Origin of the sequence: Nitrospira moscoviensis (assembly GCF_001273775.1) — a bacterium.
GTDB lineage: Bacteria > Nitrospirota > Nitrospiria > Nitrospirales > Nitrospiraceae > Nitrospira_D > Nitrospira_D moscoviensis.
In genome coordinates this window covers 1,875,579-1,897,082 of record NZ_CP011801.1, presented here as the reverse complement: position 1 = coordinate 1,897,082, position 21,504 = coordinate 1,875,579, and the positions used below count along the sequence as shown (strand labels likewise).

At 64.1% G+C, this 21,504-nt stretch carries 33 protein-coding genes; 18 read left to right on the top strand and 15 right to left on the bottom strand.

All coding sequences use genetic code 11. The features are described from left to right. Window positions 1-28: 28 nt before the first annotated feature. Window positions 29-643, bottom strand: a complete 615-nt coding sequence (locus NITMOv2_RS09375) for a DUF429 domain-containing protein (RefSeq protein ID WP_053379617.1) — start codon at window positions 641-643, stop codon at window positions 29-31. Between the two features lie 60 nt (window positions 644-703). Here NITMOv2_RS09375 and NITMOv2_RS09370 point away from each other — a divergent pair, with 60 nt between their 5' ends. The 6 genes from NITMOv2_RS09370 to NITMOv2_RS09345 all read left to right on the top strand — a co-directional run bounded on the left by NITMOv2_RS09370 (window position 704) and on the right by NITMOv2_RS09345 (window position 2,917). Then, the gene (locus tag NITMOv2_RS09370; RefSeq protein ID WP_053379616.1) at window positions 704-1,138 is read left to right on the top strand and encodes a hypothetical protein; all 435 of its coding nucleotides are present in this window, start codon (window positions 704-706) and stop codon (window positions 1,136-1,138) included. A gap of 58 nt (window positions 1,139-1,196) precedes the next feature. Further along, window positions 1,197-1,394, top strand: coding sequence for a hypothetical protein (locus tag NITMOv2_RS09365; protein WP_053379615.1), 198 nt, complete (start codon window positions 1,197-1,199; stop codon window positions 1,392-1,394). Window positions 1,395-1,710: 316 nt separating this feature from the next. Then, entirely contained in the window at window positions 1,711-2,040 is a 330-nt protein-coding gene (locus NITMOv2_RS25020) for a type II toxin-antitoxin system RelE/ParE family toxin (RefSeq protein ID WP_053379614.1), read from the top strand. Next, window positions 2,037-2,324: a helix-turn-helix domain-containing protein gene (locus tag NITMOv2_RS09355; protein WP_053379613.1), complete on the top strand. Its 288-nt coding sequence runs from the start codon at window positions 2,037-2,039 to the stop codon at window positions 2,322-2,324. Before NITMOv2_RS25020 ends, NITMOv2_RS09355 begins: the two co-directional genes overlap by 4 nt. Window positions 2,325-2,473: 149 nt before the next feature. Beyond that, window positions 2,474-2,659, top strand: a complete 186-nt coding sequence (locus tag NITMOv2_RS23860; protein ID WP_187299417.1) for a hypothetical protein — start codon at window positions 2,474-2,476, stop codon at window positions 2,657-2,659. Between the two features lie 39 nt (window positions 2,660-2,698). Then, on the top strand, window positions 2,699-2,917 hold the full coding sequence (locus tag NITMOv2_RS09345; RefSeq protein WP_053379612.1) for a CopG family antitoxin: 219 nt from the start codon (window positions 2,699-2,701) through the stop codon (window positions 2,915-2,917). Window positions 2,918-2,958: 41 nt separating this feature from the next. Here NITMOv2_RS09345 and NITMOv2_RS09340 read toward each other — a convergent pair whose 3' ends face one another. The 5 genes from NITMOv2_RS09340 to NITMOv2_RS09320 all read right to left on the bottom strand — a co-directional run bounded on the left by NITMOv2_RS09340 (window position 2,959) and on the right by NITMOv2_RS09320 (window position 5,884). Continuing rightward, on the bottom strand, window positions 2,959-3,171 hold the full coding sequence (locus NITMOv2_RS09340) for a DUF488 family protein, N3 subclade (protein WP_053379611.1): 213 nt from the start codon (window positions 3,169-3,171) through the stop codon (window positions 2,959-2,961). 30 nt (window positions 3,172-3,201) lie between these two features. Then, window positions 3,202-4,014 carry a class I SAM-dependent methyltransferase gene (locus NITMOv2_RS09335; protein ID WP_053379610.1) on the bottom strand — a complete coding sequence of 271 codons (813 nt, stop codon included), beginning with the start codon at window positions 4,012-4,014 and terminating at the stop codon, window positions 3,202-3,204. 20 nt (window positions 4,015-4,034) lie between these two features. Continuing rightward, entirely contained in the window at window positions 4,035-4,286 is a 252-nt protein-coding gene (locus NITMOv2_RS09330; RefSeq protein WP_053379609.1) for an acyl carrier protein, read from the bottom strand. A gap of 362 nt (window positions 4,287-4,648) precedes the next feature. Beyond that, window positions 4,649-5,023 carry a DUF488 domain-containing protein gene (locus NITMOv2_RS09325; RefSeq protein WP_053379608.1) on the bottom strand — a complete coding sequence of 125 codons (375 nt, stop codon included), beginning with the start codon at window positions 5,021-5,023 and terminating at the stop codon, window positions 4,649-4,651. Between the two features lie 21 nt (window positions 5,024-5,044). After that, a complete protein-coding gene (locus tag NITMOv2_RS09320; RefSeq protein WP_053379607.1) occupies window positions 5,045-5,884 on the bottom strand; it encodes an aldo/keto reductase family protein in 840 nt (279 codons plus the stop codon). 101 nt (window positions 5,885-5,985) lie between these two features. On the opposite strand from NITMOv2_RS09320, the gene NITMOv2_RS09315 reads away from it, so the two are divergent. The 3 genes from NITMOv2_RS09315 to NITMOv2_RS09305 are packed head-to-tail and all read left to right on the top strand — an operon-like array spanning window position 5,986 to window position 7,677. Continuing rightward, entirely contained in the window at window positions 5,986-6,303 is a 318-nt protein-coding gene (locus NITMOv2_RS09315; RefSeq protein ID WP_053379606.1) for a hypothetical protein, read from the top strand. Continuing rightward, a complete protein-coding gene (locus NITMOv2_RS09310) occupies window positions 6,300-7,400 on the top strand; it encodes a HEAT repeat domain-containing protein (RefSeq protein WP_083447894.1) in 1,101 nt (366 codons plus the stop codon). The genes NITMOv2_RS09315 and NITMOv2_RS09310 overlap by 4 nt, the downstream gene beginning before the upstream one ends. Then, complete coding sequence (locus NITMOv2_RS09305) at window positions 7,378-7,677, top strand: GIY-YIG nuclease family protein (RefSeq protein ID WP_053379604.1); 300 nt, start codon at window positions 7,378-7,380, stop codon at window positions 7,675-7,677. The genes NITMOv2_RS09310 and NITMOv2_RS09305 overlap by 23 nt, the downstream gene beginning before the upstream one ends. A 58-nt stretch (window positions 7,678-7,735) precedes the next feature. Here the strand turns inward: NITMOv2_RS09305 and NITMOv2_RS23855 are convergent, their stop codons facing one another. Beyond that, window positions 7,736-8,011, bottom strand: a complete 276-nt coding sequence (locus NITMOv2_RS23855; protein WP_187299416.1) for a DUF202 domain-containing protein — start codon at window positions 8,009-8,011, stop codon at window positions 7,736-7,738. 235 nt (window positions 8,012-8,246) lie between these two features. On the opposite strand from NITMOv2_RS23855, the gene NITMOv2_RS09295 reads away from it, so the two are divergent. Next, window positions 8,247-8,564, top strand: a complete 318-nt coding sequence (locus NITMOv2_RS09295; RefSeq protein WP_053379602.1) for a PepSY domain-containing protein — start codon at window positions 8,247-8,249, stop codon at window positions 8,562-8,564. 48 nt (window positions 8,565-8,612) lie between these two features. Here the strand turns inward: NITMOv2_RS09295 and NITMOv2_RS09290 are convergent, their stop codons facing one another. Continuing rightward, on the bottom strand, window positions 8,613-8,804 hold the full coding sequence (locus tag NITMOv2_RS09290; RefSeq protein ID WP_053379601.1) for a hypothetical protein: 192 nt from the start codon (window positions 8,802-8,804) through the stop codon (window positions 8,613-8,615). Between the two features lie 136 nt (window positions 8,805-8,940). Here NITMOv2_RS09290 and NITMOv2_RS09285 point away from each other — a divergent pair, with 136 nt between their 5' ends. Further along, window positions 8,941-9,168, top strand: a complete 228-nt coding sequence (locus NITMOv2_RS09285; RefSeq protein ID WP_053379600.1) for a hypothetical protein — start codon at window positions 8,941-8,943, stop codon at window positions 9,166-9,168. A 28-nt stretch (window positions 9,169-9,196) separates the two neighbouring features. Here the strand turns inward: NITMOv2_RS09285 and NITMOv2_RS09280 are convergent, their stop codons facing one another. Continuing rightward, window positions 9,197-10,804, bottom strand: coding sequence for a peptide chain release factor 3 (locus tag NITMOv2_RS09280; RefSeq protein ID WP_053379599.1), 1,608 nt, complete (start codon window positions 10,802-10,804; stop codon window positions 9,197-9,199). A gap of 56 nt (window positions 10,805-10,860) precedes the next feature. On the opposite strand from NITMOv2_RS09280, the gene NITMOv2_RS09275 reads away from it, so the two are divergent. Further along, window positions 10,861-11,310 (top strand): CBS domain-containing protein, encoded by a 450-nt coding sequence (locus NITMOv2_RS09275; RefSeq protein WP_053379598.1) that lies wholly within the window; start codon window positions 10,861-10,863, stop codon window positions 11,308-11,310. Window positions 11,311-11,702: 392 nt separating this feature from the next. Further along, window positions 11,703-12,578 carry a DUF6279 family lipoprotein gene (locus NITMOv2_RS09270; protein WP_145976254.1) on the top strand — a complete coding sequence of 292 codons (876 nt, stop codon included), beginning with the start codon at window positions 11,703-11,705 and terminating at the stop codon, window positions 12,576-12,578. 7 nt (window positions 12,579-12,585) lie between these two features. Here NITMOv2_RS09270 and NITMOv2_RS09265 read toward each other — a convergent pair whose 3' ends face one another. Both NITMOv2_RS09265 and NITMOv2_RS09260 read right to left on the bottom strand, forming a co-directional pair. Continuing rightward, window positions 12,586-13,065, bottom strand: a complete 480-nt coding sequence (locus NITMOv2_RS09265) for an NUDIX hydrolase (protein ID WP_053379596.1) — start codon at window positions 13,063-13,065, stop codon at window positions 12,586-12,588. A gap of 64 nt (window positions 13,066-13,129) precedes the next feature. After that, on the bottom strand, window positions 13,130-13,732 hold the full coding sequence (locus NITMOv2_RS09260; RefSeq protein ID WP_202967343.1) for an HdeD family acid-resistance protein: 603 nt from the start codon (window positions 13,730-13,732) through the stop codon (window positions 13,130-13,132). A 172-nt stretch (window positions 13,733-13,904) separates the two neighbouring features. Between NITMOv2_RS09260 and NITMOv2_RS09255 the strand changes: the two genes are divergently transcribed. From NITMOv2_RS09255 to NITMOv2_RS09245, 4 genes are all read left to right on the top strand, one after another. Then, window positions 13,905-14,126, top strand: a complete 222-nt coding sequence (locus NITMOv2_RS09255) for a hypothetical protein (RefSeq protein WP_053379594.1) — start codon at window positions 13,905-13,907, stop codon at window positions 14,124-14,126. Window positions 14,127-14,407: 281 nt separating this feature from the next. Then, the gene (locus NITMOv2_RS09250) at window positions 14,408-14,617 is read left to right on the top strand and encodes a hypothetical protein (RefSeq protein ID WP_053379593.1); all 210 of its coding nucleotides are present in this window, start codon (window positions 14,408-14,410) and stop codon (window positions 14,615-14,617) included. 6 nt (window positions 14,618-14,623) lie between these two features. Next, on the top strand, window positions 14,624-14,758 hold the full coding sequence (locus NITMOv2_RS24660) for a hypothetical protein (RefSeq protein ID WP_274519516.1): 135 nt from the start codon (window positions 14,624-14,626) through the stop codon (window positions 14,756-14,758). Between the two features lie 50 nt (window positions 14,759-14,808). Next, window positions 14,809-15,279, top strand: coding sequence for an Hsp20/alpha crystallin family protein (locus NITMOv2_RS09245; protein ID WP_053379592.1), 471 nt, complete (start codon window positions 14,809-14,811; stop codon window positions 15,277-15,279). A 149-nt stretch (window positions 15,280-15,428) separates the two neighbouring features. Here the strand turns inward: NITMOv2_RS09245 and NITMOv2_RS09240 are convergent, their stop codons facing one another. Next, window positions 15,429-16,739 carry a phospholipase D-like domain-containing protein gene (locus tag NITMOv2_RS09240; RefSeq protein ID WP_053379591.1) on the bottom strand — a complete coding sequence of 437 codons (1,311 nt, stop codon included), beginning with the start codon at window positions 16,737-16,739 and terminating at the stop codon, window positions 15,429-15,431. Between the two features lie 63 nt (window positions 16,740-16,802). Here NITMOv2_RS09240 and NITMOv2_RS09235 point away from each other — a divergent pair, with 63 nt between their 5' ends. After that, a complete protein-coding gene (locus NITMOv2_RS09235; protein ID WP_053379590.1) occupies window positions 16,803-17,510 on the top strand; it encodes a DUF2238 domain-containing protein in 708 nt (235 codons plus the stop codon). Window positions 17,511-17,525: 15 nt separating this feature from the next. On the opposite strand, the gene NITMOv2_RS09230 is transcribed toward NITMOv2_RS09235, so the two are convergent. Genes NITMOv2_RS09230 through NITMOv2_RS09220 form a run of 3 tightly spaced genes read right to left on the bottom strand, consistent with a single transcriptional unit; the run spans window position 17,526 to window position 21,502 of the window. Next, window positions 17,526-18,284: a beta-phosphoglucomutase family hydrolase gene (locus NITMOv2_RS09230; RefSeq protein WP_053379589.1), complete on the bottom strand. Its 759-nt coding sequence runs from the start codon at window positions 18,282-18,284 to the stop codon at window positions 17,526-17,528. Next, entirely contained in the window at window positions 18,281-20,689 is a 2,409-nt protein-coding gene (locus tag NITMOv2_RS09225) for a glycoside hydrolase family 65 protein (protein WP_053379588.1), read from the bottom strand. The genes NITMOv2_RS09230 and NITMOv2_RS09225 overlap by 4 nt, the downstream gene beginning before the upstream one ends. Before the next feature lie 33 nt (window positions 20,690-20,722). Further along, a complete protein-coding gene (locus tag NITMOv2_RS09220) occupies window positions 20,723-21,502 on the bottom strand; it encodes an SDR family NAD(P)-dependent oxidoreductase (RefSeq protein ID WP_202967342.1) in 780 nt (259 codons plus the stop codon). Between the last annotated feature and the right edge of the window lie 2 nt (window positions 21,503-21,504).

The window sequence follows — 21,504 nt, the reverse complement described above, 5'->3', positions numbered from 1 at the left end:
ATCCTAGCGCCGTCTACTCTTCAGCACCTCAAACAACACGACCGCACCCCGCAATGACCGGGACGAGAATCCCCTCCTCCCCTCCCAACATCGTTCCCCGTCCATCCAGGAACCAGCGGCCCACCAGGGCCGCCGTGGCCGCATCCAGCTCATCGCTCGTCGCCGTCTTCTTCAATCCCCGCAGCCCCAGCCGTCTCAGCCCGGCCAGCAGCCCGAACAGATCACGGTGTTGACGGGGCAAGCCCCAGACGTCTTGCGCCGCGCCGGGGTAACACTCGACCGGACGATAGTCCATCTTCACCAGCCGCCGTTTCAGTGCAAGGCCGCGCGCGGTCAACATGCGCATGGGCCCGAGCGTGATGGGGAAAAAGCGAATCTTGCGGCGCAACAATTCCCGATCGCACTCCCGCAGATGCTCGCCCGTGCGGGCATGGATGGAGCGCCGCCCGGATGGCAAGCTCAACGGCGCATCGATGGGGACAATCGCCGGCCGCGCCAGCTTGACCAGCGCGAGAATCTCCTCATCGCCGAACGCCACAGACGTAACCGCCCGCGTCCCGTCGAGCAGACACAGACCGGTAGGCCGGCGCGGCGACCCGGCAAGATCGATCCCCACAACAACCGGCAGCGTCCCGTACGGCATCCCCACCCTCCGGTGCCGGGATTGTAGCAAATTCACCTTCTCCGCTACGCTAGCGGTCCCATGAACGTGTTCAAACCGGCGGTCGTTTATTTTCTGCTCGTCTTTGGGGCAGGGTTCGTGTTGGGGACTGTCCGTGTGCTGCTGATTCTTCCGCTCGTAGGCGAGCGAACTGCCGAACTGCTGGAAATGCCGCTCATGCTGACGGTCATCGTCTTCGCGGCTCGCTGGATGAACCGGCACCCGCTGGCTGAGGCGGACGCACGGAAGAGACTGATCGTTGGGCTGATCGCAATGGGGCTGGTACTCGCCGCGGATTTGCTGGTTGGCATCGCCCTTCGCGGCATGTCACCAAGCGACGCGCTCTTTCACCGTGATCCCATTTCAGGCACGGCCTACTACCTAAGCCTTTTACTCTTCGCCGGCATGCCGTGGCTGCTCGCACCTCTCAGAAAGAACATCGCCACAGAGAAAGCAACCTCTCCTACCATAACTTGATCGATTCCAAAATCTTATTGTCTCCCCTTCTCAACCGCCAGGCGTTACTATTCAGTACATGAAGGGGCTTGCTTATGCGATCAGAGGTTTCGCCTCCATCGCCATGATGCTCTTCGGCGCGTTCATGACATTGATGGGATTCATGGGACTCTACTATGGCGAATTCCACGGACCGGCAAACTCTTTATTCAATCTGGCCATCGGATTGGCCATGGCAATTGGGGGTTGGAAACTGTTTCCCGCACTTCGAAGCTAGCTGACCATGACTAACTACTGGGAAGTCGAAAAAGAAAAAGTAGATAGCGTGGGAGAAGAAAAGGGGGACAGGCTACTTTCCTAACGGCTTCGCAGGCCGCCCTCGCCTTCTGGCAGAGCTCCAGAAGACGCCCTCCAACCCCCATTCCCCCTGCCTGCTTGCCATGAGCTCGCCGAAGGAGCGTGTCCTACGGCGAGCAGCCTATCTTTTCTTTCTGATCCTCTCCCGCTTTGATGGCTCCCTCATACTGATGGACTAATCAAACCAGCGGTATGCCAGTTGACGGCTATACAATATTTTATATACACTGCATTCCGTGAAACGTCTCGTGTGGCTAGGCCCATCTTTGGATGAGGTCCGCAACTGGACGGATGAGGCCCAGCGAGATACTGGCTATCAGCTCTTTAAGGTCCAGTCAGGACTGGAGCCATCGGACTGGAAGCCCCTGCCGAGTGTGGGCAGCGGTGTTCAGGAATTACGGATTCACTGTGACCACGAGTATCGGGTTATCTTTTTGGCAAAATTGGCTGAGGCTGTGTATGTCCTGCATGCTTTCGAGAAAAAGACACGCAAGACTCCACAAACAGCGCTGGATGTCGCACGCCAGCGGCTTCAGTTGTTACTGAGTCAGCGGAGGCGCACATGAAGAAGCGAGTATCGAGCAACAACATCTTTCGTGACTTAGGCTTCAAAGCGGGGGAAGCAGAAAACCTCAAACTGCGGGCTATGCTGATGGTCGAATTGGAAAAACACATTCGAGAGAAGGGCCTGACGCAGAAAAGAGCCGCCGAGCGTCTGGGCGTTACTCAGCCTCGGATCAGCGACCTCATGCGAGGGAAGATCGATCTGTTCAGTGTCGATACCCTCATCACCATGCTGACCCACGCCGGCCTGAAGGTCGACGTGAAAGTCAGCCGCTCTGCGGCCTAAGAAAAGCGGTATGAGGGCCAAGACAAGGTGCAGGAACCATTCCGCCCTTGCCCCAGCTGCCACACCTTCCGGTCCCCTATCGCGGCTGACTTGCTTCTTCAGCCTTCCAGGCATAGCCTAAACACCAGCATTTGATGGAGGAGGAACGCATGGCGAAGGCCAAGCCTGAAGCACTGGAACTCATTAAGAAGCTACCGGATGACGTGAGCACCGGCGCGATCATGGAAGAATTGGAAGATCGGATCGATCTCGCCGACGCGCGGGCGGCTCTGGCAGAAACGAAGAAGAAAGGAGCGAAGTCACTCGATGCGATTCTGAAAGACCTCGGCCTCTAGGCTCCCAATGGCCTACTCGATCATACGAGAAGGTGATGTATGAGAGCACAGTATGATTTCTCAAAGATGAAGGATGTGCGAAACCCGTATCGGAGTCTGATCAAGAAGCCCATTACCATTCGGCTGGACAATTCAACCATCTCCTACTTCAAGGGACTCGCCGAGGAACTCGGCATGCCCTACCAGCACCTCATCAATCTGTATCTACGAGACTGTGCACTCAATCAGAAGAAGCTTGCGTTTAAGTGGGCTTCCTGAACGGTTTTTGATGGCACGGTGGGTATAGATCAGCCGGTACTTCATCGGCCGAATACGTCGGCGTGAGACTTTACACGGCCCGCCTTATACTCCCGGCGAGCCTCGCGGATACTCTGCAGGTACTCCGGGAGCCACAGGTCGATCTTCGCCTTGGCCTTCGAGATGCCGCGGGGCCAGAGCCGGACGACCAACACGCGGAAGCCGTCGGGCTTGGCCGCCGGCTCGTCGATGCGCTTGGGATTAAGTCGGCTCACGACACATTAAGACGCGTGGCGGGATTCCTGCTATCCAGGTCCGGCTTCTATCTGGACGTGAACGCAATGGATCGTATACGGGATCCCCTTCTCCGTCATCAGGCCGGCGAGCGCCCGCTTGATGTCGAGGTCGCAACGCTTTCTACGCTCGGGGTCCATCTGGGCAAAATGTCCCTCAGCGCGGATCCACCAGCTCCAATGGCCGTCGAGCGAATCGTAGTAGGTCTCATAGGAGTCGGTGACCACGACACGCTCGGGCGGAAACACGGAGGAAAACAGGGCGCCGGCCGCCTCCTTGGTCAATTGCTTCCGCAACAGGGTCGATTGGAGGAGAGCCGTCGCGCCCATGTATTTCAGGAAGATCGGCGTCGTCACGCGGAGGAATTCTTTGCCGTTGTGCCGGCCGGTAAAGAAGAGGTCCAGGCGTCCCGTCGGGCTGAGCACCCGCGCCAGCTCTCGGACGGAGGCCTCCAGGTCGGTCGTCCAATGGAAGGCATAGAGGCTGTAGAGATAGTCGACCGAGGCCGAAGTCATCGGCAGCTGTTCGAAGGCGCCGTCGCGAATCTCGACACTGGGATACGGGTTCGTCCTCTCGACGGCCATTGTCCGCATGTTCTCGGCCGGCTCGACCCCGACAAATTGGATCCGACGTCCATACTGCGCGGCAAGCCGGGCGAGATGCCGTCCGGTGCCGCAGCCGACGTCGGCGACCAGACGATCATGGTCGACCGGACGAATGGACGCAAACGCGTGATCGGCGGATCGGCCCCAGCATGAGATGTGATTGCGTTCGTCATCGTACCGCTCGGCGACTTGCGAATAGGCTTCCACCACGCTGTTCATCGCATCCTCTTCGCCTCCTCTTAGACCGGGGTTTTCGGCGTGAGCACACACCGCACGAGGCCTTCGATGGAGGTAAAGGCCTCAGCATCGAGCTCCTGCAGATCGAGTTTCCGGTCGATACAGGACTCCACATGGGACAACAATTCGACGAATCCCATGGAGTCGAGCGCCCCGCTTGCAATCAAATCCACAGTCTCGTCCACCGGTTGGTGCAACGGACTCCGCTCGATGATCCATTTCTGAATGACGTCCCGCAACGCTTCTTCTGTCACGGTCGGCTCCCTCCTGTGCCTGTGGAAATGTTGTCCGACACTGCCGCGACGCTTCGCAAAAACCGCTCCCTTTTTGACCCGACCGGTGCGATCACATTCTCTAGGATTCACGCAGCCGGGGGGGACGGTGTATGGACAAAACGTCCGGGCGACGGACAAGTTGTCTGAATGGGCGGTCAGGCGGAGCGCCTATCCCCGAGCCAGACGACGCCTTACGCCAAGGGCGGCTCCGTCCGGCTAGGGGCTTGTGCCCCAGGGGACCAGGGGAAGGCCGAGAGAGGACTGTTGGAGGTAATAGATTCACCTGCCGGGCGCGGCTGTCGTGGTTGATACGATGGCGACCGGCCGTACGACTCTCCCGTTCAAGACGGTCGAGTGCGGCGTGCCCGCCGCGGCCTTCCGAGAACGTCCCGCAATACCACCGCTTGATTGAACCGTTCGTCGCGTGCGGAATATAAGAGGGTGATTCGTCCGCGCTTGGCTCGTTCGCGCAGCGACGCGAGGAGCTCGCCTTTGCCGCGGAGCTCGGCGCGGTAACGGGACGCAAAGGTCTTCCAGCGGGCCGGGTCATGCTGAAACCACTTCCGCAGCGCGGTCGAAGGACCGATCTCGCGGAGCCAGAGGTCGACGCGGGCGCTCGCCTTCGAGATGCCGCGCGGCCAGACACGGTCGACCAGCACGCGGAACCCGTCGCGCGTGCCCGCCGGCTCGTAGACACGTTTGATGGCGACGCTCATGGGTCCGATCGTCCCCGTCTGTCACATCCCGATCGTCTCGAGCCGCTGCACGTCTTCGGGCGTGAGGGTCAACCGGCCGCACTCCAGATCTTCTTTCATGTGTTGCGGGTCGGTCGTGCCGGTCAAGGGCAGCATGCCGACCTGCATGGCGAACCGGAACACGATCTGTGCGAGCGTGGCGCCGTACTTCGCCGCCATGGCCCGCACATCCGGCTCAGTGAAGACGTCGCGGTTGGCCGTCAACAATGAAAAGCCCTGGTAGAGGATGTGGTGAGCGCGGCAGAGGTCCCGCACCGCCCGGTCCCACCCGAAGGCGGCATAACAACGGTTCTGCACGACCATCGGTTTGTGCGTCGCGCGCTCGCAAAGCAGCGCGAGTTGCTCGGCCGAGACGTTGCTCACGCCGATCATTCTCGTCCGCTTGGATTCGTACAGCTGCTCCATGGCCGCCCAGACGTCCCAATCTTCCGGTCCCAGCCCGCGGCGGTAATACGGCCCGTGCAGGACATACGAATCCAGATACTCCGTGTGCAGATGCGCGAGGGAGCTCTCGAACGATTGCCGCACTTGGGTCCCGACCGGCGCCGTACCGTCATAGGGCAGCCGATGGTCCTGCCCGTTCACGGGGGTGAACTTCGTCTGCAGAAACAGCCGGTCGCGCGGCACGCCCTCCTCCGCCAACCGGCGCAAGGCCTCCCCCACCCGGGCTTCGTCGTAGTGGATCAACTGATTCGCCGTGTCGATCGCCGTGAAGCCCGCCTGGACTGCCTGCAAGACCAAACCGGTGGTGGCCTCCTTCTTCCACGCCGTCCCGTACATGAAGGAGGGAATGGACACCCCGTTGTACGCCGTCAACGTCATACGAACCTCCGCTGGAATTTCCGTACCATACACAGATCCCGGTGGCGGTCTCAATGCGAGACTTGGTAGAGTGCGGCCAAGACAGCCGCATGGAGCCTCGCGTGGACGATGAACGTGACCTTGCCGTAGTCGAGCTGTGGCTCAGCTATCCCTACCTCAAGGAGCATCCGTGGGTCGTACAGGCGGTGACCGGATTCCTGTCCGCGTATTTCATGGAGCATCCCGGTTTTCGCGTCCAGCGGCACTTCGACGATCTGGAGTCCGGCGCGCATGTCTGGCTCTGTGAAGTACCGGCGGCCATGAAGGTCCCGTCGCTGCTCCGCCGGCTGCAGGCCGACGTGCCGCCCTTTCATTCACGCCAGTCCACGGACGCCTCCGGGCGCGCGCGGTACGTACTCGGCTGTCCGGAGCGGACATGAACCGACCGGAGGCGAGACCACCGATGATTCGTTCCTGCGCCATACTCTCGACCGTCGCCCTGATGCTGGCCGCCGCCGGCCCGGCACAAGCCCACCGTGAACTGTTTACGACCGAGCAAAAGGCGCGCTTGAAAGCCGCCGAGCGGATCGAGCTGGACGTCGTCGCCTTGACGGCTGACGGCGGCGCCGATGCCTCCGGCATCGCCGCCGCGGCAGCCGGCCGTCTTCAGGCGCTGGGGTACCGGGTGGCGAACGAGCCGGGCCGGCCGCCCGACGTGACGGTCAAAATCAAGTGCGAAGAGCGCAAAACGTGGGAAGGCCCGGTCACCTCGGGAGGCGACGCGGATCGAATGGATGCCGCCGCGCGTTTGTGGAAGGGCCCGGCCTGTCAGATCACGTATCGGATCGACAACCAATCATCAGACTGGCGGCACGAAATCCGCGGGGACGCCGAGAGAAATGCGGCGGACGGACCGGCCGACGGCCCGGCCGGCGGGCAGGCGCTCGCGCAGTTGGCTGCCCGGCTGGCCGACGATCCCTTTCCATTCTTGCTTGCGGGCGTCTGGGGGCAGCCGGATCGGTTGCTGGCCGTACTCGAGCAGCCGTCCACGCCGCCCGACCACCGCGCGACGATCATCACGCTGCTCGGCAACATGTTCGCCGTGGAGGCGATTCCCGCGCTGAGCCGGACGCTGGACGAGCAGGATCCGGAGCTGGTCCAGCGGGCCGCGGTCGCGCTCGGCGCCATCGGCAACGAAGCCTGTATTCCGGTCTTGCTGGACCGGCTCCGGCACAGCGACCCGCGGACCCGCCTGGCGGCGATCAAGGGGCTCGGCCGCCTGGCGCCGTTGCACCCGAACAGCCCGATCGTGCCGGCCTTGCTCGCGCAGCTTCCTCACGAGCCGGTCGCGACGCAAACGGAAATCGTCCGCGCGCTCGGCACGACGACGGACCGCCGCATTCTCGAACCGTTGCGCGCCCTCAATCGCGTCGTGCAAGACCGGACACGCTCCGACAGCAGGCCGGAACTGAAAGAACTGCGCCGCGCGCTGGGCCAATCACTGGATCAGTTCGATGGCGTCCACACCGACGAATAGGAGGAGACGACCGCGCCTCGCCCGCCGAACCGGCGCATGGATCGTCTACGTCGTGGAGTGCGCGGACTCGAGCCTCTACACGGGCATCACGACCGATCTTGCGCGGCGGCTCGACGCGCACCGCCTGGGGCGGGGCGCCAAGTATACGAGGCGCCGAGGTCCCTTCGTGCTCCGGTACAGCGAACGCCACCGCACGCGGAGCGCCGCGCTGAAGCGGGAAGCGGCGATCAAAGCGTTGCGCCGCTCCGACAAGCTGGCGTTGATCGGGTCCGCGTGACGCCGTCGCGGCCGGGCCCGTGAAATCGCGCGACAGCGGAGGGCGGTCCCACCCGTCTTCATTCGCGACGTTCTTCCAAGCCGGCTGCGTGGGCGATGACCCGCTTGATCGCCAGGAACCGCCGGACGCCGATCGCCGCACAGGCCGCGCCGGCCGCCAAGGACACGACGCCGAGTCCTTGGACATGCGGGTGATCGAGCCACCAGACGGCCGGCACGCCGACAATGAAAAACCCCAGCGCGGTCCGGATGTAGGCCAACAACGTCCGCTCGTTGGCGAGCTCGGTCCGCTGCCGCGCCAGTCGATCCCGAACCGCGGTGTCCGATACGGCCATAGGACCTTGTAGCACCATCCGGCCCGCCGGCGCGAGCCCGTCCTGCGCCGGACAGGCTGTGCCGCGCGGAGCAACTTGTCTTCTCCGAAGCGGCTGCCCGTACGCGACCCAGGCTGAATCTCTCCCAACTTTTTCTTTCCGGCGCCCGCCTCGCATGCACGATCCGGCACGATTCTGGCGAGACTGTTCGACCGGAACGATGGCGCGTCCCCCACATTCAGCAAGGAGGGTTGCAATGACACGACGAGGACTGGTGGTGCTGGCGGTCGGGTTGGCGGTGGCGTTCGGTGGAACGGCCTGGGCGAAATCCGAGACCAAGGAAAAGTTGCAGATGTCGCAGAACGCGACGATCACGATCGATCAAGCGATCAAGACCGCCACTGAAAAGGTGCCGGGGAAGGTGATCGAAGCCGAGCTGGAAAAGAAGCACGACAAGCCGGTTTGGGAAGTGGAGATCGCGACGGCGGACAACAGGATCATGGAAGTCCACGTGGATTCCATGTCGGGCACGGTGATTGACGTCGAGGAAGAAGGCAAGGCCAAGAAGAAGTAGCGCCATCGCCGCTCGGCCGCCCGGTCCCCGGGCGGCCGGGACGTCCGGTCAATTCGACGGGACGGAGGGCCGGGTGTGCGCGGGATTTCCCTGGGAGCAGAACGGATGAGTTTTCTCGTGCAGCTCCTTGGCGTAATAGGAAATCACCTCGCACTCTTCCTCGGACAGCTCCCTGGTCTGGAGCGCCAGACTGATCAGCCGTTCGCACTGCCGCATGAATTGTTTCACTTCGTCGCGCATGGCGGGTGCACTCTACTGGACCGGCCCCCGGGCGAGTACTAGGCGAACCCCTGGCCCCGCCGGGCCAACCAGGCACATCCATTGCGAACACTCTTTTTCTTTTGATGAACAGCACATCCATCCACAAGGAGGAGTCATGAAAGCCGTGCTGCACCTGATGCTGGGGCTGCTGCTGTGGTGGCCCGGTCTCGCCTGGGCGGAAGAAGCGGTGGAGTCCAGCTATCGCGGCATCGCCACGATTTATTACACGCTCATCTGGGCCATCCTCGCCTATGGCTTGTTGGATGCGTTCGGCAGGAAAGCGTTGTACGTCGGCGCGCCGATCTTGGCGATCATCATTTACTTGCTCTTGCCGCCGGCGTGATCGGCTCAGGGCCGCTCGCCCCGGTGAGCTAGCCCATGTCCCGCAAGAGATGATCGGGGTTGCGGTCGCGCGCGATGGTTTTCATGAGCTGATCGCCGAAGAGCACGACGACGCGGTTGCGCTGATCCTTCACGATCATCGACGCGGAGGGCGGCTTGAAGGTCGCCGGATCGCCGTCGAGCCAGGCGCTGCACGTGTAGGGAAGCTGATCGAGCACCGTCTCCACGCGATACTCGTGGCGCAGCCGGTATTGAAGCACGTCGAACTGGAGCCGTCCTACGGCCGCGACCAGCGACTCGAGGTCGTTCAGGCTGCGCATGATCTGAACGGTGCCTTCCTGAGCCATTTGGGACAGGCCTTTGTCGAAGGCTTTGCGTTTGCCCACGTCGGTCGGCCGGATCCGGGCGAACAGCTCGGGCTGGAACTGCGGCAGCGGTTTGAAGTTGAACCCGCCGGTGAGCGAGATGGTATCGCCGATGGCGAAGAGCCCCGGATTGATGATGCCGATGATATCCCCGGGAAACGCTTCCTCGACCGTGCTCCGCGCCTGCGCCACCATGCTGTGGGGGCGCGCGAGGCGCACCTCGCGATTGAGCCGGTGATGCTTCACCACCATGTCGCGCTCGAAGCGGCCGGAACAGATGCGGAGGAAGGCCGTACTGTCGCGATGCTTGGGATTCATGTTGGCCTGCAGCTTGAACACGTAGGCGCTGAACGGGGTCTCGATCGGATCGACCGTGAGCTCCCGCCCGTCCTCGGCGTCGGCCGGCCTGGCGCCGGGGCTCGGCGCCAGTGCGACGAAGGCGTCCAGAAAATGCTCGACGCCGAAGTTGGTCAGGGCGGAGGCGAAGAAGACCGGCGTGACCTCCCCGGCGAGAAAGCGCTCGCGCGAAAACGGATTGCCGGCGATGTCGAGCAGTTCCAGATCGTGCCGCACCTGCGCCAGTACGTCCGCCGACACGCGGCCGCTCCGCGCCAGCTCCCCGAGCGGCACGGTCTCGACACCGACTTTCGCCGCCCCGCCCGGCGCCGTCCTGCTGAACAGGTGCACGCGCCCGTCGGCCCGCGTGACGATGCCGGCGAATTCGCTCCCCGATCCCACCGGCCAATTGATCGCGCTCGCCTGGATGTCGAGCGCCTGCTCCACTTCGGTCATCAAATCCAGCGGCGGCCGGCCGGGCAAATCCAATTTGTTGACCAGCGTGAGCACCGGGATGCGCCGCAGCCGGCAGACGGCAAACAGCTTCCGCGTCTGGGCTTCCACCCCCTTGGCGGCGTCGATCACCATGATCGCGCTGTCCGCGGCCGTCAGCGTGCGGTACGTGTCTTCGGAAAAATCCTGGTGGCCGGGCGTGTCGAGGAGGTTGATGACGGCGTCTTTATAATGAAACTGCATCGCCGAGGCGGTGATGGAGATGCCGCGCTCCTGCTCCATGCCCATCCAGTCGGATGCCGTGACTTTGCCGCCCTTGCGGCCGCGCACCATGCCGGCCGTCCGGATCATGCCCGAATAGAGCAGCAGCTTTTCCGTCAGCGTCGTTTTCCCTGCGTCGGGGTGGCTGATGATGGCGAAGGTCCGGCGCTGCGCCGTCGCGGCCGCCAATTCGCCGTCCACCGATGCCTGTGTCGTCGTCATAATCGCCGCGCAGCATACCATAGAGGACCGCGACCTTGTAGCGGAAGCCGCTTCCCATGAAGTGCAAGCAGGTCATGACGCCGCATCCTTCCACCTGCACGCCTCAGGCGACGGCGCAGGCGGCCGCCCTCATCATGTCCGAAGAAGACGTGGGCATCGTCCCGGTCGTCGATGCGGACACGCACCGATTGGTGGGCGTCGTGACGGATCGGGACCTGTGCCTCGATGTGGTGGCGCCCGGCAAACATCCGGAATCGGTGCGCCTGTTCTCGATTCTCCATCCGAACCCGGTCACCTGCCACGCCGAGGACGACATCGAGCTCTGTCTCGCTCGGATGAAGGAGGCCCAGGTGCGGCGGATGCCGATCGTGGACGACCGGGGCGTCTGCATCGGCATCATCGCGCAGAAAGACCTCGCCCTGCGGGTCCCCGAGGCGGAACCGGTCTTCAGTCTGTTACGCGAGATTTCGAAGCCGCCAGGAAGCCCGACGCCGTCCAACGGGTGAGCCGGCACAGAGGAGGCGGGTATGTCGGTCGATCTGACGGTGATGCCCTTGCGCGGTGGCCGACTTACGCTCGGGAAGATTTCGACTTGGCACGCCCCCGGCAGTCCGGGTGGGGGCAATGACAGAGGCCGGAAGGCAGCCCGTTCCGGCATTCATCGCTGCAGAACTCCTTCCCTTCGGATATCTGACAGGTGCACAAGGGGACGGCGCATTTTTTCATGGCCCACCTCCGATCGACCCGCCTCCAGGGACGGGCACTATCCCAAGATTAGTGCAAGGGCGGCGCTCCCGTCCAGGCGCACCCGGCCCTGCCACGGCCTTACGGAACTTGCCTGGTAGCGGAGCGGAGTCCACTATGGTAGCGTCTCCCGGTCCAGGAAGGCGTCCCATTTATGTCTCCCGTTATGTTTCCCGCCACCAGACGAGCCGCCTCAGTGTTCTGTGCCGGCCTCATGGCCTGCATCATCGCCGGCTGCGCGACGACCTTCGGCACCACCGTGATGTACAACCATGCCGACTGGCTGATCGCGCGCCAGCTGGACGGCTATGTCGGCCTCACGCGCCCCCAAAAAGCCTTTGTCGCGGCGCGGCTCGATCGGATTTTGGATCGCCACCGTCGTGAAGCGCTGCCCCGCTACGAAACAGTTCTGTCGCAGGTCCGCGCGCGCGTCCAGCGCGGCCTCATGGACGACGACCTCGAGTGGGCCTTCACGCAGTACGAGCAGCTGCGCGCGGATCTCTTGTCCCGCTTCGTGCCGGACGGGACCGAATTCGTCCGCCTGGTGGACGCGTCGCAAATCGGGCGCGTCCGGCGCACCCTCGAGGCGCGGCTCGCCGCCCAGGAGCCGTCGGTGCGCGACAGCAGCGACGCGCGGCTCGCCAAACGGACCGACCGGATTCTGTCGCTCGCCACGGAGTGGCTCGGCCCGCTGACCCGCCAGCAGGAGCAGGACGTCACCCGGCTTGCCATGGCGTTCCCCGATACGGCGCCGCTCTTCCATGCCCGCCAGCGGCAGCGGAACGAGCGGCTGATCGCCTTGCTGGAATCGAACACCGACGGCGACACCGGAGCCCGCCTGCGCGCTTGGCTGCTCGAACAGGAGTCGGAGGAGGACCCGACGTTTCTGGAAGCCGCCGCACAGCTCAAACGGCACATCGCGCGCCTGATCCTCGCCTTGGATCACATAGCCACCCCGGCCCAGCGCGCCCACGTCCTCGCCAAGCTCGATGAACTGACGCAGACCGTCCATCGATTGAGCGGCGTGTGACGAGCGGTCAGCGATCCGCCCAGCGCCGGAGAATCCGTTCTTCCAATTGATCGAGCAACGGCCGTTGGCCCGGAAGCAATTTTCGGCGCGCGGCGGGTAGATCGAACCATCCGGCGCGGTCCACCTCCGGAAACTCCCGCCGCCGCCCCGACTTGGGCGGCCATTCGAGCTCGAACGTATTGCTCGTGAGGGAAGCGGGATCGACGTCGCCCTCCACCGCCCATGCGGAGACGATCTTGCCGCTCGGTTGTTTCACCGGCGCGAGGGGCGTGAACGTGCCGTCAAGCGCAAAGCCGGTCTCTTCCTGAAACTCCCGCTTGGCCGCCGCTAGTGGGTCGTCGCCTTCCGCGTACTCCCCTTTGGGAATCGACCAGGCGCCGTCGTCTTTCTTCGCCCAGAACGGGCCGCCGGGATGGACGAGGAACACTTCCAGCGCGTCGCTCCGACGGCGATAGAGCAGAATGCCGGCGCTCAGCCGCTTTGCCATCGCTACGCTGTACGCCTAGCGGGAGGACAAAATCCAGCGCAAAATAAGAACGGCCGGCGCGGCGTCAGGCGGCCATCGGCGTGGATGCCGACCGCGTGTGTTCATGGCGGGCTCGCAACCGCATACTCAACGCCACCATCAGGACGCCGGACAGGAAGGCAAAGGCCCCGATGTACCACACCAGCCCGATGGCGCCGGCCTCCGGAAACACCGCCAGCAAGCCGCCGAGCAGAATCGACACGAGGCCGGTCAGGGCCAGCAGCCACTCCCCCTCCATCTCCTTGCGGAGCTTGATCGCCGCGGCGATTTGCAACCCTCCCGTAATCAAGGCCCAGGCGGCGATGACATAGACGAGCGCGAGCGCGGTAATACCCGGCCACACAAAGCTGACGGCGGCGGCGGCGATCCCGGCCACACCGGACAGCACCAGCGCCCACCAGGGCCGCCGGCTCCCGGTGCGGCGCCAGGCCGCCACGAGATTGAACAGACCGTCGAGCAGCGCATAGGCGCCGAATAGATAGACCAGGGCGATCAGCGTGGGGATCGGCAGGAAGAACGCCACCACCCCCACCAGAATGCCGACCAAGCCGCGCACGGCCACAGCCCACCAATGGGCGGCCAACACATCGACAGAATGGCCGAAGGGTACCAGCATGGTGGTCTTCACGATAGCCGCTTCGGCCCCGGCGTTATACCGGGAGACCCCCTGGCCAAGAGGTCATGCCCGCTACTAGGGGAAATCCTAGGTGCGCCGGACAGCAGGTCCGCTACAATCCGCCCCCTGAAGATGAGGGCATAGGCGTGGTACTCCGCGCCTGACATCAACAGTGGAGGGCCTCATGTATGTCGTCGTGCCGATCTGTTGCTTCTGCGAGCAGGTGCTCGATGAGGACGTCGGCGGGGCGGCTCCCCGATGGGTGCCGCTGAAAGACTACCGGGCCAAGTATGGACTGTTGGCAGGGGAAGTCTGGGTCTCACACACGGAGTGCCCCTCGTGCAGCGGGCAATACGCAGAGCTCATGGCGCACAGCTCCGCCGCCGCACACACCCTGTCCGCCTGACGATAGGTCGTTTCTTCCCTGTCTTGCCCCACAGCAGTGAGGCGTAGGTCTCCTGCTGCTCTTGCTCCCCCTCGGGTGTCCTCTTGACTCTCGTCGAGGGAAGATTATTGTTTGCCTGCCGGCGCAAGACCGGGTGGAGCGTTGGAAGGGCTTGCTACCTGGACCAGCTGTCGGTCGTCCGCGGGTGTCCTCGCTTTCTCGGCTCTGCCCGTTCCCCTGCGCGGGATAAGAGTCGCCTGCAACGGCGGCGTGTCGCGTGGCAGCAAGCGGAACGATCATCTATGAACGAGTTATGGGCCCAATTGCCGCGGACGGAGGTCTTTTCGCTCGTCATGGTGGCGTGCGTCGTCGCGGCGTTCGCCGTGGCCGCTTTCGTTTCCTGGCGGCGGGAGCGTCAGGCCGCCGCACGGCGACACCGGACCGTTTCAGACCATGGCGCCCGGCAGCCGGTCTTTGCGGACTCGGCGCAGTGGTCCATGGAAAGGAGGTGAGATCCGATGCTTCCGATCACACTGTTGTCGGCATTGATGTGGTTCATGTGGGCGGCGGCCGTGTGGGCCTCATGGTCCGATGACGAAGCCGGCCCGCGGTCCTCCGGCGGCCTGGGCGAGCGGCATGTGAAGGCGGCCTGAGGCTACCGGGCGGTAGGCTCTTCATCGAACGAAACGAGAAGGAGGATGCGATGGAATTGATGACCAAACTGAAAGACATCATCCCGTGGAAACGGAAATCCGTGGAAACCCAGGACGTGATGTCCTTGCGCGACGACATCAATCAGTTGTTCGATCGGTTTCTGATGTCGCCCTTTGAGACCGGCTTCGCTCGTGCGGGTCAGGGCCTCGACATGACCGAGACGGACGAGCATGTCATCATCCGCGCCGAAGTGCCCGGCCTCGATCCGAAGCGGCTCGATGTGCAAGTCCGAAGCGGCGTGCTGCAGATCAGTTACGAGCAGGAGCACGAATGGCGGGACAACGGGGGCCAGGGCGCCGGCCGCCGCTATGCGGCGTTCCATCGGAGCGTCGCGCTGCCGGAAGGACTCGATACGCTCAGAGCGGAAGCCACCTGCAAGCACGGCTTGCTGATGATCCGCATTCCATGGAGCGAAGAGGCCAAAGAACGCTCCCGCCGCATCGTCGTCTCGGTCGAATGAAGCAGAACCGGATCCGGGCGGGCCGCTGCGCCCGCCCCGTCCAGTTTCCTGCTTATCGTCCTTACCCCTTCCCCATCATTCGCATCTGATCCCCGCACCCCTGAACACTCCGTTCATGACGATCGACATGCATAGACCGCCGAAGTGTCCTAGAAATAATCGTGCAGCGGGCTGGTGAGCCAGCCGAGCAGGCGGCCGAGCAGCGGGCGCTCTTCTAATCGATCGCGCGTGACGGGTCTGGAATGCCGGAGGTCGTCCAGGAAGACCTCTTCCAGTTCCCGTGCGATCCGCTCATCGTACACACAGAGGTTCAGCTCGTCGTTCATCGCCATGGAACGGTTGTCGAAGTTCGTGCTGCCGACGGTCGCCCATCGGCCGTCGATGACCATCGTCTTCGTGTGCAGGAGCGCCGGCTCGTACTCGTTCAGCAGGACCCCGCCCTCCAGCAGCGGCGCAAAGCCGATCCGCTGCGAGGCCTGCGTGATGAATTCCACTCCTGAGCTTCGGACCACGCTGGGAACCAGAATGCGCACGTCCACGCCGCGCCGGACGGCCTCCAGCAGCGCCGCGGTCAGCTGGTCTCCCGGAAACAGATAGGGCGTCGAGATGTAGACGGTTTTCCGTGCGGCCCGGATGGCTTGGAGGAACATCCGGTGGATCGCATAATCGTCCTTCATCGGTGAGCTGCGCACGACCTGCGCCCGGACCGGCCGGTCCCGGACTTCCACGGGCGGATAGGCGAAGTAGTCCGCGCCGCCCAGCAGGACGCCCGTCGCTTCCCGCCAGTGCTCCAGAAAAGCCGCCTGCAGGTCGTGCACGACCGGACCTTCGATCCGGACGTTGGTTTCCCGCCATTGCCCTTTGGTGCGGCCGTCGCCGTCCCAGGCGTCGTCGATGCCGTACCCGCCGGTGATGCCCACCCGTCCGTCCGCCACCAGAATCCGCCGGTGATTGCGGTTGTTGCTCCGTTCGAAATCCCAAATCCGTAAGGGCCGGAAATCCGGCACGATCGCGCAGCCGGCCTCGCGGAGCCGGCGGACATCGCGCGCCGGCACGTCGGCCGCGCCGTGGGCATCCAACAGGATCGAAACCCGCACGCCGGCCCGGCAGCGATCGACGAAGGCGCCCACGAGATCGTCCGCGATGGCGCCTTCGCGGAAAATATAGGTTTCGAACGTCACCGTCTTCTGCGCGGAGCGGACCGCTTCCAGCAGAGCGGGAAACGTTTCCTGGCCGTTCAACAGAATGTCGACGCGGTTGTCGCCGCTGATCGGCGCGCCGCTGAAGGCCTGCATCGTCGTCATGAATGCCGGCTCCCCGATGGACAAGTCGGGAAGGGTCAGCGGCGGCGGCGTGTCCGCGCAGGCGGCGAAGAGCGCCGCGACGAGCCCGACGACCCACGCGTCGGCTTTCGGCTTGCCCTTAAGGTCTGCGCCCAGAATTATCGCCGCGCCGTTCATGTGGTATGGTGTTGCGCTTTTTTCGTTCGGCGGCATCACCCACAAAGGAGGTACAGCGTGCGTATGCGGTCGTACAACGACGAGCGGGTGTCCGAAGCCGGCGTCATGCCGGCGCTGCTGTTGGCATGGTATGCGGCCTGGTTTGCCATCATGGCGTGGCACCCGCTGGACCACAAAGTCTGGTGGACCATGAACATCCTGCCGGTCCTGTTCGTCGCCGTGCTCATCGGCACCCGCCGCCGGATGCCGCTGTCCAACGCCTCCTACGTGATGATTACGGCGTGGCTCACTCTCCATACCGTCGCCGCTCATTATACCTATCCCAAGGTTCCGCTGGGCTTCTGGCTGGACCAATGGTTCGATTTTCACCGCAATCACTTCGACCGGATCGTCCACTTCAGCTTCGGCTTTTTTCTGACCCTGCCGCTCGCCGAACTGTTCCGCCGCCGGTGCGGCGTGAAGGGGTGGCTGCTCCCCTATCTCGTCGTCATCACGATCCTCGGCTTCAGCGCGTTCTGGGAAATGATCGAAGCCTGGGCCGGGCAAATCGCCCATCCCGATTTAGAACGGGCATTGGTCGGCCATCAAGGGGACATCTGGGACCCGCAGCGCGACATGGCGGCGGCGTTCTACGGCTCCCTCCTCTGTGTCGGCTTGCTGGCGCTCTTGCGGAAGCTCCCTGAACCGGACCTGGAACCGGAGCCGATGCTCGAATCGGCGGAGGTCGGCGACGCAGCGTTCATGACGAGCCGGTCGGGCGAGTGGGGCTAGCCCCTCGCGCGCCGATCATGCGGCGGGCGATGCTGCGGCGGGCAACAGGCGCCGCAGATCGGACACGACGAGGTGGGCGCCATGCGCGCGCAGCGCCGAGGCATGGCCGGATCGGTCTACGCCGATCACGAGACCGAACCCGCCGCGCTGGCCGGCCTCCACGCCGGCCAGCGCGTCTTCGAGCACGATACCGTCGGCAGGCGGCACGGCCAACCGCCTCGCCGCTTCCAGGAAGGAGGCGGGATCGGGTTTTCCCGGCAGTCGCAAGCGGCGGCTGTCCTCTCCGTCGACCACGGCGTCGAGCTCCGCCAACAGCCCCACCGACGCGAGCACGGCTTTGCAATGGCGGCTCGCGGACACCACCGCCGTCCGCAAGCCCGCCGCCCGCACCGCCCGCAGAAAGGCCACACCGTCGTCGTACACCGCGACGCCCCGCTCATCGAGCAGCGCCGAAAAATATGTTTCTTTGCGCGCCGCGAGGCCGGCGACGGTCTCCGCGTCCGGCGGGTCGCCGGCGCCGCCGGCCGGCAGCACCACGCCGCGTGAAGCCAGGAACGCCCGCACGCCGTCCTCCCGCAGCCGGCCGTCGACGTACCGCCGATAGTCGTCCTGCTCGTCGAACGGCCGGAAGGCCGCCGCGCCCGCCCGCCTCCGCAAGAAGTCGTCGAACAGCCACTTCCATGCCTGGGCGTGTAGGCACGCGGTGCGCGTCAGCACGCCGTCCATGTCGAAGAGCGCCGCCGTGAACCGGCTCCACTCCGCCGCTCCGGTCATGCGGCCGCCTCTTCGGCGGAGGGAGGCTCCGCCGTCCAGCGAAACGTATTGGGCATGGTCACCGAGGGGGTCTGGGGCGACAGCCGGACTTCCTTGTCCTCATGCCACAGGAGGAGGTTCCGGCCGCGGCACAGATGATAGGTCGAGACGGCCGGCTCCATCTCCACCTCCAAGAGCCGGTCGCCGACGATCAGGCGAAAGCGGAGTTTCTCCAGGCTCGCGGGCATGCGGGGAGCAAACCGCAGCCGCCCGCCGTAGTCGCGGAGACCGGCGAACCCATAGACATAGAGCATCCAGACGCCGCCCATGGCGGCAATGTGGCAGCCGTCTTTGACGTTGCCGCCGACGTCCCCCAAATCGATGAGCGTGGCCACGCAGGCGTAGTCGATCGCTTTGTCGAGATCGCCGATCTCCGCCGCGAGGATGCTTTGAATGCAGGGAGAGAGCGACGAATCGCCGGTCGTCAGCGGATCGTAGTAGTCGAAGTTCCGCCGCTTGAGGTCGGGCGGAAACTCGTGCGGCAGGAGCAGCATGGCCAGCACGACGTCGGCCTGCTTGATGACCTGATACCGATAGATGGTCAGCGGATGGAAGAAGAGCAGCAGCGGGTACTTGTCCGGCGGCACATGCTCGAAATCCCAGCGCTCCTGCTCCAGGAAGTGGCTGTCCTGCGCCGTGATGTCGCGCGTCTGGTCGTACGGCACGTACATCCGGTCCGCCGCCCGGCTCCACTCCGACACTTCGGACCACCGGAGGCCGGTCTTGTGGACGACCCGTTCGAAGCGATCCGGGCGCTCCCCGCGCAGCCGCTCGACGCAGGCCGCCGCATAGCGCAGGTTCTCGCGGGCCATGAGACTGGTGTAGGCGTTGTTGTCCACGAGCACGTTGTACTCGTCGGGCCCCGTGACGCCGTGCAGGCAAAAGCGGCCGTCCGGCGAATAGAAGCCCAGGGACTGCCACAACCGAGCGGTCTCGATCAGCATCTCCGCGCCTTCGTCGAAGAGAAATTCGACGTCGTCCGCAATCTCGACGTACTTCTTGAGCGCATAGATGATGTCGGCGTTGATGTGATACTGCGCGGTGCCCGCCAGGAAATAGGCGGACGCCTCCTCGCCGTTGATCGTGCGCCAGGGAAACATCGCGCCCTTCTGATTGAGCTCCCGGGCCCGCTTCCGAGCCATGTCCAACAGGCTGTAGCGGAAGCGGAGCACGTGCTTGGCGACCTGGGGCGCGGTGTAGAGCAGGAACGGCAGGACATAGATTTCCGTGTCCCAAAAATAATGGCCTTCGTACGCCTGTCCCGTGAGCCCTTTGGCCGGGATGCCGTTCTGCTCCGCGCGGGCGGAGGCCTGCATGACATGGAAGAGATTGAAGCGGATCGCCTGCTGCATCGCCGTCGGCGAAGGGCACCCGGGGACCGAACGGAGCGCGACTTCGATGTCGCTGCCGGCCCAGAACGCGTCGAGAAACCGCCGCTGCTCGTCGAGCAGCGTGCCGAACTCCATGCGCACCGCGCGGTCCAACGTGCGCTCGGCGCGCGCGCACATTTCTTCCGGCGGCGCGGTCCGGCTGGTCTGATAGGCGATGTACTTGTAGAGGGTCACAGGCTTGCCTTGGCGCGCCTCGACGTTCAGCACCGAGCGGCCCACGTCCTCCGCCGCCTCCGTGCGCCACGAAAGGATCTCTCCGCCGTCCAGGCGATGATCGACGCCGCAGGCGAGGATCATGCGGCTCTTGGCGGTGGTGTGGCAGAGGACCATCCGGTGGTCCCTCACCACGCGTTGTTCGGCGTGCAGGACTTTGCCCGAAAACACCTTACCCTGCCGCGGATCGGTCCCGTTGGTGCGGGGCGACGGCCCGTTGGCGATCATTTCCGACGACAGAACGATGGGCGCGTCCGCGTTGAGCAGCGTGACCTGAAACGACATGGCCGCGATGTGCCGGTGCGCCATCGACACCAGCCGGCGCGACTTGATGGACACATGCTTGCCGGACGGCGTTTCCCAGACCACCTCGCGATCCAGCGTGCCCGCCTGCATGTCGAGCCGCCGCTCGAAATGCAGCAGGCGGGCGTGCGGCAGCCAGAACACCTCGTCGTCCACGTACAGCTTGATGATTTTCGTGTCGGTCACGTCCACGATCGTCTGGCCGGTCGATGCCAGGCCATAGGCCGCTTCCGGATAGACGATCGGCCAGGATTCGTAAAACCCATTGATGAACGTGCCGTTTTGCCCGATGGGCCCCCCTTCCTCGAAGCACCCGCGCATCCCCAGATAGCCGTTGCCGAGGGCGAAGATGGTCTCGCCCTGGCTCACGAACTCCGGCATGAACTCGCGTTCCACGAGAGCCCATTCGTGTGGGGGATAGATGTGCAGCGGCGGTTGGCGCCTGGGATGGTGAATCATGGATCTCGACGCGGTCTGCTGTGCGGCAACGTGTTACCAGTCGGCCCCCAAACGGTCGATGACGATCTGGTGCACCACGGCGTACTTCCCGAGGGTCGTCAGATAGACGGCGGTTTCGGCGACATCGAACGGATCGATCTTTTCACTGCGCGCGATCTCCGCCGGAGAGGCGTCGACCAGCTCGTCCGCGACCGCGCCGGGACAGATCGCGCTCACTTTAATGTGATACGGCCGGCCTTCGTCGGCGAGCGATTTGGTGAGGGCCATGATGCCGTGCTTGGATGCGCTGTACGTTCCGGTGCCGGCCCAGGCCTGCACCCCTGCGACGCTCGACATGTTGATGATCACGCCGCCGCCCTGGCGTTTCATCTGCTGAAACCCGGCTCGGCAGCAGAAGAAGGTGCCCCGCAAGTTCACGTTGATCACGTCATCGAAGGCCTCCGTCGTCGTCTCGGCCAGCCGTCCACCTCCTCCGACGCCCGCATTGTTCACGAGCACGTCGAGCCGGCCGTATCGGTTCACCGTCTCCGCGATCAGCCGATCGACCTGCCGCTCATCGGCCACATCGGTCTGCACCGCCCAGGCTTCTCCGCCCCGCTGCCGGATCTGCCGCACCGTCTCTTCGCAGAGCGTCAAGCGCCTCGCGGTCGCGACGACCTTCGCTCCCTCCGCGCCGAAGCGCAGCGCGATCGCCTTGCCGATGCCGCTGCTGCTGCCCGTCACGATGGCGACCTTGTCGCGTAGCCGCTGCATATTTCCCATGACCGAGGACGAATAGGCGGATGGGGCGACAGGACCCGGTCTCTCTGTCATTC

Excerpts from the sequence above, each read along its gene's own strand:
- NITMOv2_RS09285 (WP_053379600.1), top strand. The coding sequence starts at position 8,941 with ATGAAAGCCGTGCTGCACCTGATGCTGGGGCTGCTGCTGTGGTGGCCC.
- NITMOv2_RS09335 (WP_053379610.1), bottom strand. The coding sequence starts at position 4,014 with ATGAACAGCGTGGTGGAAGCCTATTCGCAAGTCGCCGAGCGGTACGAT.
- NITMOv2_RS09365 (WP_053379615.1), top strand. The coding sequence starts at position 1,197 with ATGAAGGGGCTTGCTTATGCGATCAGAGGTTTCGCCTCCATCGCCATG.
- NITMOv2_RS09370 (WP_053379616.1), top strand. The coding sequence starts at position 704 with ATGAACGTGTTCAAACCGGCGGTCGTTTATTTTCTGCTCGTCTTTGGG.
- NITMOv2_RS09250 (WP_053379593.1), top strand. The coding sequence starts at position 14,408 with ATGAACGAGTTATGGGCCCAATTGCCGCGGACGGAGGTCTTTTCGCTC.
- NITMOv2_RS23855 (WP_187299416.1), bottom strand. The coding sequence starts at position 8,011 with ATGGCCGTATCGGACACCGCGGTTCGGGATCGACTGGCGCGGCAGCGG.
- NITMOv2_RS09270 (WP_145976254.1), top strand. The coding sequence starts at position 11,703 with ATGTCTCCCGTTATGTTTCCCGCCACCAGACGAGCCGCCTCAGTGTTC.
- NITMOv2_RS09305 (WP_053379604.1), top strand. The coding sequence starts at position 7,378 with ATGGCGTCCACACCGACGAATAGGAGGAGACGACCGCGCCTCGCCCGC.
- NITMOv2_RS09375 (WP_053379617.1), bottom strand. The coding sequence starts at position 643 with ATGCCGTACGGGACGCTGCCGGTTGTTGTGGGGATCGATCTTGCCGGG.
- NITMOv2_RS09320 (WP_053379607.1), bottom strand. The coding sequence starts at position 5,884 with ATGACGTTGACGGCGTACAACGGGGTGTCCATTCCCTCCTTCATGTAC.
- NITMOv2_RS09255 (WP_053379594.1), top strand. The coding sequence starts at position 13,905 with ATGTATGTCGTCGTGCCGATCTGTTGCTTCTGCGAGCAGGTGCTCGAT.
- NITMOv2_RS09220 (WP_202967342.1), bottom strand. The coding sequence starts at position 21,502 with ATGACAGAGAGACCGGGTCCTGTCGCCCCATCCGCCTATTCGTCCTCG.
- NITMOv2_RS09290 (WP_053379601.1), bottom strand. The coding sequence starts at position 8,804 with ATGCGCGACGAAGTGAAACAATTCATGCGGCAGTGCGAACGGCTGATC.
- NITMOv2_RS23860 (WP_187299417.1), top strand. The coding sequence starts at position 2,474 with ATGGCGAAGGCCAAGCCTGAAGCACTGGAACTCATTAAGAAGCTACCG.
- NITMOv2_RS09345 (WP_053379612.1), top strand. The coding sequence starts at position 2,699 with ATGAGAGCACAGTATGATTTCTCAAAGATGAAGGATGTGCGAAACCCG.
- NITMOv2_RS09325 (WP_053379608.1), bottom strand. The coding sequence starts at position 5,023 with ATGAGCGTCGCCATCAAACGTGTCTACGAGCCGGCGGGCACGCGCGAC.
- NITMOv2_RS09240 (WP_053379591.1), bottom strand. The coding sequence starts at position 16,739 with ATGAACGGCGCGGCGATAATTCTGGGCGCAGACCTTAAGGGCAAGCCG.
- NITMOv2_RS09230 (WP_053379589.1), bottom strand. The coding sequence starts at position 18,284 with ATGACCGGAGCGGCGGAGTGGAGCCGGTTCACGGCGGCGCTCTTCGAC.
- NITMOv2_RS24660 (WP_274519516.1), top strand. The coding sequence starts at position 14,624 with ATGCTTCCGATCACACTGTTGTCGGCATTGATGTGGTTCATGTGGGCG.
- NITMOv2_RS09310 (WP_083447894.1), top strand. The coding sequence starts at position 6,300 with ATGAACCGACCGGAGGCGAGACCACCGATGATTCGTTCCTGCGCCATA.
- NITMOv2_RS09235 (WP_053379590.1), top strand. The coding sequence starts at position 16,803 with ATGCGGTCGTACAACGACGAGCGGGTGTCCGAAGCCGGCGTCATGCCG.
- NITMOv2_RS09275 (WP_053379598.1), top strand. The coding sequence starts at position 10,861 with ATGAAGTGCAAGCAGGTCATGACGCCGCATCCTTCCACCTGCACGCCT.
- NITMOv2_RS09280 (WP_053379599.1), bottom strand. The coding sequence starts at position 10,804 with ATGACGACGACACAGGCATCGGTGGACGGCGAATTGGCGGCCGCGACG.
- NITMOv2_RS09245 (WP_053379592.1), top strand. The coding sequence starts at position 14,809 with ATGGAATTGATGACCAAACTGAAAGACATCATCCCGTGGAAACGGAAA.
- NITMOv2_RS09225 (WP_053379588.1), bottom strand. The coding sequence starts at position 20,689 with ATGATTCACCATCCCAGGCGCCAACCGCCGCTGCACATCTATCCCCCA.
- NITMOv2_RS09295 (WP_053379602.1), top strand. The coding sequence starts at position 8,247 with ATGACACGACGAGGACTGGTGGTGCTGGCGGTCGGGTTGGCGGTGGCG.
- NITMOv2_RS09355 (WP_053379613.1), top strand. The coding sequence starts at position 2,037 with ATGAAGAAGCGAGTATCGAGCAACAACATCTTTCGTGACTTAGGCTTC.
- NITMOv2_RS09265 (WP_053379596.1), bottom strand. The coding sequence starts at position 13,065 with ATGGCAAAGCGGCTGAGCGCCGGCATTCTGCTCTATCGCCGTCGGAGC.